This is a genomic window from Neisseria sp. 20925_1_37 (assembly GCF_041433255.1).
GTDB classification, from domain to species: Bacteria; Pseudomonadota; Gammaproteobacteria; order Burkholderiales; family Neisseriaceae; genus Neisseria; species Neisseria flavescens_D.
This window is the reverse complement of record NZ_JAPWBC010000010.1, coordinates 60,616-71,217: the sequence shown is the minus strand read 5'-3', so window position 1 is coordinate 71,217 and position 10,602 is coordinate 60,616. Positions and strand designations below refer to the sequence as shown.

The 10,602-nt window shown below is 50.8% G+C and carries 11 protein-coding genes; 1 reads left to right on the top strand and 10 read right to left on the bottom strand.

Annotated elements, in window-relative coordinates; translation table 11 throughout:
- Window positions 1-105: 105 nt before the first annotated feature.
- Window positions 106-918 (bottom strand): inner membrane protein YpjD, encoded by an 813-nt coding sequence (locus O3661_RS08740; RefSeq protein ID WP_371493095.1) that lies wholly within the window; start codon window positions 916-918, stop codon window positions 106-108.
- Window positions 919-1,100: 182 nt separating this feature from the next.
- Here O3661_RS08740 and ffh point away from each other — a divergent pair, with 182 nt between their 5' ends.
- Window positions 1,101-2,471 carry a signal recognition particle protein gene (gene ffh / locus O3661_RS08735; protein ID WP_003684000.1) on the top strand — a complete coding sequence of 457 codons (1,371 nt, stop codon included), beginning with the start codon at window positions 1,101-1,103 and terminating at the stop codon, window positions 2,469-2,471.
- A gap of 166 nt (window positions 2,472-2,637) precedes the next feature.
- Here ffh and O3661_RS08730 read toward each other — a convergent pair whose 3' ends face one another.
- The 9 genes from O3661_RS08730 to rlmH form a co-directional block, all read right to left on the bottom strand.
- Window positions 2,638-3,333 (bottom strand): thiol:disulfide interchange protein DsbA/DsbL, encoded by a 696-nt coding sequence (locus O3661_RS08730; RefSeq protein WP_003749428.1) that lies wholly within the window; start codon window positions 3,331-3,333, stop codon window positions 2,638-2,640.
- A gap of 170 nt (window positions 3,334-3,503) precedes the next feature.
- Window positions 3,504-5,615, bottom strand: a complete 2,112-nt coding sequence (locus tag O3661_RS08725) for a TonB-dependent receptor (protein ID WP_371493094.1) — start codon at window positions 5,613-5,615, stop codon at window positions 3,504-3,506.
- A 166-nt stretch (window positions 5,616-5,781) separates the two neighbouring features.
- Window positions 5,782-6,315, bottom strand: coding sequence for an alpha/beta hydrolase (locus O3661_RS08720; protein ID WP_371493093.1), 534 nt, complete (start codon window positions 6,313-6,315; stop codon window positions 5,782-5,784).
- Between the two features lie 10 nt (window positions 6,316-6,325).
- Window positions 6,326-6,670, bottom strand: a complete 345-nt coding sequence (locus O3661_RS08715; protein ID WP_003749424.1) for a hypothetical protein — start codon at window positions 6,668-6,670, stop codon at window positions 6,326-6,328.
- Window positions 6,657-7,436, bottom strand: coding sequence for an exodeoxyribonuclease III (locus tag O3661_RS08710; RefSeq protein ID WP_003684015.1), 780 nt, complete (start codon window positions 7,434-7,436; stop codon window positions 6,657-6,659). The genes O3661_RS08715 and O3661_RS08710 overlap by 14 nt, the downstream gene beginning before the upstream one ends.
- Before the next feature lie 45 nt (window positions 7,437-7,481).
- Entirely contained in the window at window positions 7,482-8,795 is a 1,314-nt protein-coding gene (gene argA / locus O3661_RS08705) for an amino-acid N-acetyltransferase (protein WP_371493092.1), read from the bottom strand.
- Window positions 8,792-9,187, bottom strand: coding sequence for an MJ0042-type zinc finger domain-containing protein (locus O3661_RS08700; RefSeq protein ID WP_039862294.1), 396 nt, complete (start codon window positions 9,185-9,187; stop codon window positions 8,792-8,794). The genes argA and O3661_RS08700 overlap by 4 nt, the downstream gene beginning before the upstream one ends.
- Before the next feature lie 98 nt (window positions 9,188-9,285).
- A complete protein-coding gene (pyrE, locus tag O3661_RS08695) occupies window positions 9,286-9,927 on the bottom strand; it encodes an orotate phosphoribosyltransferase (protein WP_371493091.1) in 642 nt (213 codons plus the stop codon).
- Window positions 9,928-10,098: 171 nt separating this feature from the next.
- Complete coding sequence (gene rlmH, locus O3661_RS08690; protein WP_036493712.1) at window positions 10,099-10,569, bottom strand: 23S rRNA (pseudouridine(1915)-N(3))-methyltransferase RlmH; 471 nt, start codon at window positions 10,567-10,569, stop codon at window positions 10,099-10,101.
- Window positions 10,570-10,602 lie beyond the last annotated feature (33 nt).

Genomic DNA, 10,602 nt, shown 5'->3' with positions numbered 1-10,602 from the left:
ATAAAAAATACAATCAACCTTCCTACACTATCCATACATACAAAAAATACAAAACAAAGGCCGTCTGAAATGCTCTTTCAGACGGCCTTTTTTTATGTTTGCCATTTATCCAATACGTTGAAGGACAATTTCTAGAACAAATTTGCTGCCTACATAGGCAAAAATCAGACTGACAAATCCGACAATAGTCCAAACGGCGGCTTTTTTGCCGCGCCATGCGGTCATACTGTGTTTCAACAATAATGCGCCATAAATCAGCCACGACATAATACTGAAGATGGTTTTATGCGTGAAGGTCATGGGTTTGCCGAAAACGGCTTCGGCAAAAAACGTACCGCTGATAACGGAATAGGTCAATAAAATGAAACCTGCCCAAATACCTTGGAACATGAGTTTCTCCAAACTCAATAAAGGTGGCAAGAAGCTGACCAATGCGGAAAAACGGCGTCTGTGCAAATTACGGTTGATTAAAAGGATTAGGATGGCAAATAAGGTAACGATGCCAAACAATCCGTATGCAAGCAATGATGATGCGATGTGCGACAGTGGCAATAAGTCTACAATTTGGCGACCTGAAAAATCCCCCGGGAAAAGGAAACCCAACAATAAGGTCAATGCGGCACAGGGATACAATAAGAGTTGCACTCCGCGCAGACAATAAAAGAAGCTGCCCAAGCAATACATCATCAGCATCAGCCAGACTATCAGGCTGAGCGAATAACCAAAACCGGTAATCAATACCCTATCCTGCAATACTGGGAACATCAATGCTGCGCCATGTACCAATAATGCGCCGCTCAAAATCAGCAGCTCGGTTTTCAGCGGGTAAGACTTATTATTGTGTTTTTTATGTTGCAACCAGGAAAATGCGCCTAATCCGGCATACACCAGCATAAGGCAGATTAAGACAATCGGCATAAATATCTTTCTCAATAGATGTGTGAACACTTGACGGACAGCCGGCAGGGTTTCAGACGGCCTTGGTGTGCGTGTTTGTGTTCTTAAAGCATAACTTCGGACTATCGTGTAAAATAATCCGAATTTTATTTTAACAAAGAATGCCCTGTATTGGGCAGCTATTCTCATTATCAAGGATAAGTATGTTAGACAACCTGACCAACCGCTTCAGCAAGGTACTTAAAAATATTCGCGGCCAATCAACGCTGACCGAAGACAATATTAAAGAAGCCTTGCGCGAGGTTCGTCTTGCCCTGCTGGAAGCCGACGTTGCATTACCCGTCGTTAAAGAATTCGTCAACACAGTCAAAGAACAGGCCCTTGGCCAAGAAGTTGTCGGCAGCCTGACGCCTGACCAAGCCTTTATCGGCGTGGTCAACCAAGCCTTAGTCGAATTGATGGGCAAGGAAAACAAAACGCTGGATTTGTCGGTTTCACCGCCTGCCATTGTTTTAATGGCCGGTTTGCAGGGTGCCGGTAAGACAACAACTGTCGGCAAACTCGCCCGCCTGCTGAAAAACGATCAGAAGAAAAAAGTTTTGGTGGTATCTGCCGACGTTTACCGCCCTGCCGCGATTGAACAGCTGCGCCTGTTGGCCGAACAGGTCGGCGTGGACTTTTTCCCATCCGATACCAACCAAAAACCGGTTGAGATTGCAACTGCCGCCGTTGATTACGCCAAAAAACATTTTTACGATGTATTGATGGTCGATACCGCCGGCCGCCTGGCAATCGATGAAGAGATGATGAACGAAATCAAAGCGCTTCATGCGGCGGTTAACCCGGTTGAAACTTTGTTCGTTATCGATGCCATGCTGGGTCAGGATGCGGTGAACACTGCGCAGGCATTTAATGAAGCCCTGCCGCTGACCGGTGTTGTATTGACCAAGATGGACGGCGACTCGCGCGGCGGTGCGGCATTATCCGTACGCCATGTGACCGGCAAACCGATTAAATTTATCGGTGTCGGCGAAAAAATCAACGGCCTCGAACCTTTCCACCCCGACCGTCTTGCCAGCCGTATCCTCGGCATGGGCGACGTATTGACCCTGATTGAAGACGTTCAAAAAGGTATTGATGAAGAAGCCGCCGCCAAAATGGCGAAAAAGCTGCAAAAAGGCAAAGGCTTTGATCTCAATGACTTTAAAGAACAAATTCAGCAGATGCGCAATATGGGCGGCTTGGAAAACCTGATGTCGAAAATGCCGGGCGAACTGGGCCAAATATCGAAACAAATCCCCGAAGGTACGGCTGAAAAAGCGATGGGTAAAGTAGAAGCCATCATCAACTCGATGACCCCTAAAGAACGCGCCAACCCTGCCCTGCTCAAGGCCAGCCGCAAACGCCGTATTGCAATGGGTGCGGGTACGACCGTGCAGGAAGTGAACAAATTGCTCAAACAGTTTGAACAAATGCAACAAATGATGAAGATGTTCAGCGGCAACGGCTTGGGCAAACTGATGCGTTTGGCCAAAGGTATGAAGGGAATGAAAGGCATGTTCCCGGGTTTGTAAGCTACTTTGACAGAAAACGCCGTCTGAAAAGTTTCAGACGGCGTTTTGATTTTGTATTCAGATTTAAAATCATGAGGCCTTAAGCAACCATTTCTTCTACAACATCTAATATAAAAGGCCGTCTGAAATCTATTTTCAGACGGCCTTTATTCATTCAGCCTTCAACTTATTGCGGCTTTTTCTGCTCTTCGCGTACTTTGTCTACCAACTGGTCAATCGTGGTCATGCCGGACTGCCAGTCTTTAAATTCGACTTGGTATTTGCCGCCGACAATAACGGTCGGTGTGCCGCTGATTTGGAATTTATTGGTCAATTCTTCCATTTGAGCCGCACGCGCTTGGCTTTCAGGAGCCTCAAATGCAGCCAATACTTTTTTGCCGTCAAACGCTGTTTGCTCGGACAGCCATTTTTTCAGGGTATCGGTATCGGCCAAGTTGATTTTTTGGTTAACCATCGCATCGAAAATATGGCTGTTGGCTTTATCTGATTCACCGGCCATTTCCACTGCGGCCGCCAAACGTGCCAAAGGTTTCATTTCATCACCCCACACGACATGCTCGCGACGCATATAGGTATCGTCTTTAAACGTTTTGATGTGCTCGCTCAAGACCGGCTCAAGATGGGCGCAATGAGGGCAGAAGTAGCCGAAAAATTCCAATACTTCGATTTTACCGGCCTGCTGTTGCGGAATCGGATTGGACAATACGGTGTAATTGACACCTTCGGTCAATGCGGCAGGGGCTGCCGGAGCGGATGTGTTGCTTTGGGCGCTGTCTGCCGGAACGCTGGTTTCAGCCTGTTTGCCGCAAGCGGCCAATGCCAACAGGGTTAATGAGGTCAAGGCTAAGGTTTTCAGTTTCATAGGTATCTCTTTACATTCAAATCAATGGGCGGATTTTATGGCATTTTGTTGGAGGTGTGTTCGATTTGAGTGAAAAATTGTGTTTAGTTTTATTTCAACCTTTATAAAAGGCCGTCTGAAATATGGCTTAGATCATAGCCTTATTTTCAGACGGCCTTTGCCTGATTTCATCAGAAACGGTAATTTACCCGGGCAGTATAGCCGCGCGGATTACCCGGCATGGCATCCGAACGCCAATATTTTTGATTGAGCAGATTGGCCGCGGCAAAGGTAACGTTGACGTTTTTATGGTTCCAGCCGAGCATGGCATCAACTCGGGCAAAGCCTGGAAGCGTGGTCACTTCTTTATTTCTTGAGTCGTAACCGTAGCGTTTGCCTGTACCAGTTACGCCGATTTCGCCGTAGAGGTTTTCGGTTGGTGTGTAACGGAAAAACAGGTTGCCGGTAACGTTGCTGGTGTTATTCAAATGGATGCCCACTCGGTCGGGATTGTCTTTGTCTTCAACGACTTTCGCCTGCATCACGCCCAACGAACCGCGCAGATAGAGTTTTTTGGGAATGATTTGCCCGATGGCGGACAATTCCACGCCACGCGAACGATGTTTACCGCCGACTGCCCAAGTATAGGGATCATTTTGCGCGTCGGGACGGTAGCGGATATTGAAGCGTTCGATTTGGTAGGCGGACAATGTGGTGCTGAGGCGGTCGTTCAGCCAACTGCTTTTCACGCCGGTTTCGTATTGGCGGGTGTACTCGGGGTCGGCGTTGAACACGGCGGCAGACGAAGTGTCGATGCTCAAATAGCCGCCGCGTCCGCCATAAGGTGCGAAGCCTTTGTTATATGAGGCGTAGAGCGTGTGGGCGGGCGTTACGTTCCACACTGCACCGATATTGGGGCTGAACGAATGGCCACTGTATTGGCGGCTGCTGCCGGTGAGTTTGTTTTCGGAATTAAAGGTGTACTTATCGTAACGGCCGCCGAGGACGAATTTCAAATCGGGCGTGGCGGAGAAGATGTTTTGCACGAAAATGCCGTAGGAGTCGGCTTTGTGGCGGTTTTCGGTGAGGACGGGTTGCAGCCTGCCCGAAGCCGGCCAGCTTGCGCGGTCGTAAGGGTCGATGGAGGCGGAGAAGGCGCGGCTGTAACCCAAGGTCGGGTTGCGGTGTTCGCGGCTGTAGTCCATACCTACGGTTAGGTGGTTTTCAAAACGCCCGATGTTGTAGTCGCCGTTGAGTGTGAAATTGGACGACAGGGTTTTGTTGTCGGTCTGCTGCCAAGCGTAATTGCGTTTGATTAAGCTGCCGTTTTCGCTGCCTGCATAGAAATGGTCGAAATCCTGCGCCGCCGTGCGGTGGGCGAGCTGCCATTGGGCGCGCCATTTGTCGTTGAAGGCGTATTCGAGGTCGGAACGCCAAACTTGCAGCTTGTCTTTGACAAAATCGTTCGGGTGGGCGAAACCCATGCGGTAAGGCAGTCCGAAGCGGTCGTACACGGACTTGGTCGGACTGCGGTCGGGCGTGCGCTCCACATTGTCGTAGGTGTATTGCCCCGTCCATTTCAAGCCATTGTCGAGTTTGACGGTAATGCTGGGCGAAACCATGACGTTTTTGCTGTCTATGCCGCTGCGGAACGAATTGGCGCGCCCGACTTCGCCGGTGAGGCGGATGGCGACGTTTTTGTTCAGCACTTCGTTGATGTCCATATTCAGGCTGCGGTTTGCCCACGAGCCGTAAACCGCACCAATGTTGCGGCTTTGTTTGAAATTGGCGTATTTGCTGACCATATTGATGACGCCGCCGCCGTTGGTGCGGCCGTAAAGGACGGAAGACGGACCTTTCAGGATTTCCACGCGCTCGATGTTGGCGGTACTGCGGCGGACCTGTCCGCTTTCGCGCACGCCGTCGCGGTAAATATCGGAGGCGTCGGCTTGAAAACCGCGCAGGAAAATACTTTCGCCGCGCATATCGTAGGCAGCGTCAATGCCGGCGTTGCCTTCGAGGATGGAACTCAAATCGTTCGTGCCATAGTTTTTGTTTTTCTGGATGTTGAGCGTATCGACGGTTTGCGGCGTTTCTTTGATGAGCTGTCCGTTGCGGGTAACGGCGGCTTCGTCGTAGTTGATGTAGCCTTTGAGTACGCTGGTGTCGGACTGCCCGACCACTGAAACGGTCGGCAGCGTGGCGGTGTAATGTTCGCCATTATCCTGCGTATCGGCGGCAGCAACAGGGAAGGAAGCAATAATCAACGTGGGTAATAAAGCCAAATGAAATGGTATTTGCATTTTTATACTCAATTTAACGAAACAACCGAATTATATTGCTCCGTAAAAGAAATGAGAATAGTTTCTTTTAATTATATTTAACATGATATTTGCAAACAAAGGCCGTCTGAAACACATATCGATTTCAGACGGCCTTCGTTTATTAATATTAATAGATACTGCTACACTACTTACTCAATAGCATTTCCTGCATCAGCTTCATGCCCCATTGCCAGCCGCCGAGCGCGCCGCTTAACCGGCCGGAATGCGGCGATTGAAGCAGGCGCGCCTGCCAGCGGTCGGCCTGTTCTTGCGCCCAATCGCGTGGTGTGCCGTTTGTTTCAGCGATGACCAACGCCGTACGGCAAGGGCAACGGACGCGTTGGAACGTATGGATTTCGTCTTCGGGAAAAGCCTCGGGACTCGGCGAGACCAAAATAATATTGGTCAGGCGTTTTTGCGTCAGGATGTCGGTTTGATACAGCCATGCCAAAAATGCAGACACACCAACACCATGAGCCACGACGGCAATATTTCTACTGACGATATGGTCAAAGGCCGTCTGAATGGCGTGTTGCCATTCTAAAATGGTTTGCCGACTATCGGCTTCGGCGGTTTGAACAATCGGATAGCTGACCGCCCAGCGGTCTATCCACATTTCCGCTTCATCCGCATCGCGTATCAGAAACAAAGCCATTTCTTCGAGTTCGAAGCTCTGCATTTCAGACGGCCTATTTGAGTAAGTCGTTGAGTGTAAATGCGATCAACAAGGCGGCTGGCACGCTGAGAATGGCACAAGTCGCCAGACACAGTACGATGTTGGCAATCAGCCGCCAGCCCTTCCAAGCAAAGCATTTGGCCGCAATCAGCAGGCAAGGCAATGAAAACAGCAGCCACACCAACGCCCAAGTCGGATTGGCCTTGGTCGGCGCAACCCAGCCGGACATCCGCGCCAGCATAAATATTGCCCACACCAGCATAGGCAGCACAAATGCCGCCACAACCCAAACCGCACCTACGCCAGTTTTACTGTTTATATTCCAGTCGTACTTACCAAAAAACTTATTCGGCAACATAGTCATACTCCACAACTAAAGGGGCGTGATCCGAGAATTTTTCATCTTTATAAACATGTGCGGAAACGGCTTTGGCGGCCAGCTCCGGCGTAACCATCTGATAATCGATGCGCCACCCGACATCTTTCGCATACGCTTGTCCGCGGTTGCTCCACCAGGTATAGCCCGGTACATCGGGATAAAGTGTGCGCCACATATCCGTCCAACCGAGTTTGTGGATGACTTTGCCTATCCATTCGCGCTCTTCAGGCAAAAAGCCCGAATTTTTCTGATTGCCCTTCCAGTTTTTCAAGTCGATGTTTTGGTGGGCAATATTCCAGTCGCCGCAGACGACGATATCGCGCCCTTCGTTTTTCATGGCTTCGAGCATGGGATAGAACGCGTCCAAAAAGCGGTATTTCACTTGTTGGCGCTCTTCCGCGCTGCTGCCACTGGGCAGATACAGGGAAATTACCGACAACTTGCCGAAATCGCAACGGACAAAACGGCCTTCCCTGTCAAATTCTTCAATGCCCATGCCGATTTGCACATTGTCGGGCTTGCGTTTGCTGTACACCGCCACGCCGCTGTAACCGCGCTTTTCGGCGCAATGCCAGTAGCCGTGCATACCGTGCGGATTTTTCATATCGTCTGACAGGTCGGCCTCTTGAGCTTTCAGTTCCTGCACGCAGACGATGTCGGCACCGGAAGCGGCGATGTATTCATAAAAACCTTTTTTATAGGCGGAGCGGATACCGTTGACGTTGGCAGAGATGATTTTCAACATAAGATTTGAGTAATTTTTAAAAACGGATAATAAGATTGAAGTTTTTCAGACGGCCTGCAAGTCATAAACAAATACTTTGGAATTGCGGCCGTTGGCATTGTATTCCTGCCGACGTTCGGCAGGCAGGTCATCGGCCGAGGCCGTCTGAAAGCCCCGTTCGACAAACCATTCGCCCGTGTGCGTGGATAAGGCGAAGAGCGTTTTGATATTCAAGGCGCGCGCTTTTTGAAACAGATGTTCCAACAGCAGTTCGCCGTAGCCACCATCGCGCGCTTCGGGCGACACCACCAGACAGGCCAATTCGCCGCAGTCCGGTTCGGCAAAGGTTTTCAGCGCCACGCAGCCGTAAATGTTTTGATCGTGTTCCAATACGGAAAAGCTGGAAATATGGTTTTCCAAATACTCGCGGCTACGGTGTAACAAGATGCCTTGTTCCGCCAGAGGGCGGATTAAGGCGATGATGTGCGGAATATCGTCGCTGCGTGCCTGACGGATGGAAACAAACGGCTCACGCGCAATAGATGTACCGCTGCCCTCGCGGGTAAACAGCTCGCGCAACAGGCTGCCGTCTTCACGGCCGTTGAGAATCTGCACCCGCGATACGCCGTTTTCCAACGCACCTACCGCCGCATGCAGTAAATCGGCCGGCGCATCGGGATTGTCGTGTATCAATTCCTGCACTTCGCCGACAGACAAAGTATTGGCCAACGAACCGTCAGCACGGCGGATACCGGCTTCTTCGGTCAAGAAAACCAGTTTCTCCGCCTGCAAAGCCATTGCCACTTCCTGCGCGGTTTCGCACATGCTCAGATTGAAGGTTTTGCCGCTGTACGAATGTCCCAAAGGGCTGATAAGCACCACCGCGCCGCCATCTAAGCGCAAACGGATTTCTTCTGCATCGATTTTGCGGACGGTACCGGTATAGCCCATGTCCACACCGTCGATAACGCCCAACGGACGGGCGGTAATAAAGTTGCCGCACGCGATAACCGGCGGCTTGCTCCGTTGCGGTGCGGATACGCTGCTGAACAAGGCGGCTTCGACATCGCTGCGGATAATCCCCGCTACCTGCTTCACTTCCATCAAAGTTGCTTCATCGGTAATTCGTCGGCTGCCGCTGTATTTCGGAACAAAATCCCGACCCGAAGCCAATTTGTCGAGCAAATGCCGCGAACCGTGCACCAAGACCAAACGCAAGCCCAAGCTGGCCAACAGATTCAAATCTGCGGCCAAACGAATCAAGGTTTCGCCTTCCAACAGGCTGTCGGTCACGCCGACCACCATGGTTTTTCCGCGCAAATATTGGATATAGGGCGCGGCTTCACGGAAGCTGGCGACAAAATGGGCGATGGTACTCATAGCAGGGCAAGATAAAAGAGTTGCATAATCAAAACCGTCAGCGCAATCAGCGATGCCAACGTCCAGTTGAAACCGTCCTTGCGCGTTTTGACCGCCGCCTGCTCTTCCGCCTTAGGCTCTTCCTTAAGCGCGCTGTTGAGCAAATCGGAAATTTCTTTGCGCGAGAGTTTGGAATGTTTGAGGATTTGCGCGCCGATGTTATGCACGAGGCGCACATCCGTTACCGCCACAGGCAGATGGGCCGGATCGGCCGGCAGGTTGCCCGACAGATAATCCTTGGCCTTAAACATCCCCGAACAACGCGTGCAGACCACGAAACCCTGTGCTACGTTCAACTGGGCATCTTTCACCCAATGCGGCGTTTTACAATGAGGACAAGAACAAGCAGGCATGAGTATTTCCGTAAGTGTATTGAATCAAAAATATATTTTAGCTAATGTTTCAGGCCGTCTGAAACAGTTTTCAGACGACCTGAGCATGATGTTATGGTTTAAACCGCGCCGTAACGTTCGCGATAGGCTTTGACCGGCTCGAAGAAGCCGCCAAATTCGGCATTGTTTTGCAAGAGCGTGAACAAGTCGTTCAGGTTGGCAATCGAAACCACCGGCAGGCCGTATTGTTTTTCGACTTCCTGCACCGCCGACAATTCGCCCGTGCCTTTTTCCATACGGTCGAGCGCAATGGCCACTGCGGCAGGCGTTGCGCCTTCGGCCTCAATCAGTTTGACCGACTCGCGCACGGATGTACCGGCGGAAATCACATCATCGATAATCAGCACGCGGCCTTTCAAAGGCGCGCCCACCAACACACCGCCCTCGCCGTGGTCTTTGGCTTCTTTGCGGTTGTAGGCAAACGGTACATTTACGCCTTTTTCCGCCAACATCATCGCTGTTGCCGCCGCCAAAATAATGCCTTTATAGGCTGGGCCGAACAGCATATCGAACTTCACGCCGCTGGCAATAATGGCTTCGGCGTAAAATTTCGCCAGCTGCAAAGTCGATACGCCGTCATTGAACAAACCGGCATTGAAAAAATAAGGCGACTGACGGCCGGCCTTAGTCGTAAATTCGCCGAATTTCAACACGTTTTGTGCCAAAGCGAATTTGAGGAAGTCTTGACGGAAATCGGACATTTGGGTTCTCCCGAAAGATGTTGATTTATCAAAGAAACGATTATAAAGGATTCATGCGGAAAAATCAGGCCGTCTGAAAAACGGGTTCAACCTCGCTTTTAGCCGACCTGCCCTATTTTCTTTCAAACCGACAAGGCGGCATTGCCGTCTTATCACGGCAATCAAAACGGATTATTCCCGATGATACGGATGGTTGTGCAAAATCGAAACGGCGCGATAAAGCTGCTCGGTCAGCAAAACGCGCACCATGCCGTGCGGCAGGGTCAGGCTGGAAAGGCGCATCATCATGTTTGCCTGCTGTTTCAAACGGTCGGTCATGCCGTCTGCACCGCCGATAATAAAACAGACGTGTTCGCCGTTTTGCTGCCAGCTTTTCAAATGTTGCGCCAATTCGACCGAAGTCGGCGCTTTGCCGCGCTCGTCCAATACCACCAAAAACGCGCCCTGCGGTATGGCTTCCAGCAGGCGTTTTTCTTCAGCCGCCATGCCCTGAGCCGCATTCACACCCGCGCCGCGTTTTTCCGGCTTGATTTCTTTCAGCGCATAATTGACATCGCGCCCGAAGCGTTTGGCGTACTCGCCGACGGCCTCATCGACCCAACGCGGCATTTTCGTGCCGACAGCCAAGACGGTGATATTCATGGGGTATCCTTTGTTATCGAATTGTCGGTTGGG

Bases quoted from the DNA above. Each gene is read 5' to 3' on its own strand.
- O3661_RS08740 (WP_371493095.1), bottom strand. From the start codon at position 918: ATGCCGATTGTCTTAATCTGCCTTATGCTGGTGTATGCCGGATTAGGC.
- ffh (WP_003684000.1), top strand. From the start codon at position 1,101: ATGTTAGACAACCTGACCAACCGCTTCAGCAAGGTACTTAAAAATATT.
- O3661_RS08730 (WP_003749428.1), bottom strand. From the start codon at position 3,333: ATGAAACTGAAAACCTTAGCCTTGACCTCATTAACCCTGTTGGCATTG.
- O3661_RS08725 (WP_371493094.1), bottom strand. From the start codon at position 5,615: ATGCAAATACCATTTCATTTGGCTTTATTACCCACGTTGATTATTGCT.
- O3661_RS08720 (WP_371493093.1), bottom strand. From the start codon at position 6,315: ATGCAGAGCTTCGAACTCGAAGAAATGGCTTTGTTTCTGATACGCGAT.
- O3661_RS08715 (WP_003749424.1), bottom strand. From the start codon at position 6,670: ATGTTGCCGAATAAGTTTTTTGGTAAGTACGACTGGAATATAAACAGT.
- O3661_RS08710 (WP_003684015.1), bottom strand. From the start codon at position 7,436: ATGTTGAAAATCATCTCTGCCAACGTCAACGGTATCCGCTCCGCCTAT.
- argA (WP_371493092.1), bottom strand. From the start codon at position 8,795: ATGAGTACCATCGCCCATTTTGTCGCCAGCTTCCGTGAAGCCGCGCCC.
- O3661_RS08700 (WP_039862294.1), bottom strand. From the start codon at position 9,187: ATGCCTGCTTGTTCTTGTCCTCATTGTAAAACGCCGCATTGGGTGAAA.
- pyrE (WP_371493091.1), bottom strand. From the start codon at position 9,927: ATGTCCGATTTCCGTCAAGACTTCCTCAAATTCGCTTTGGCACAAAAC.
- rlmH (WP_036493712.1), bottom strand. From the start codon at position 10,569: ATGAATATCACCGTCTTGGCTGTCGGCACGAAAATGCCGCGTTGGGTC.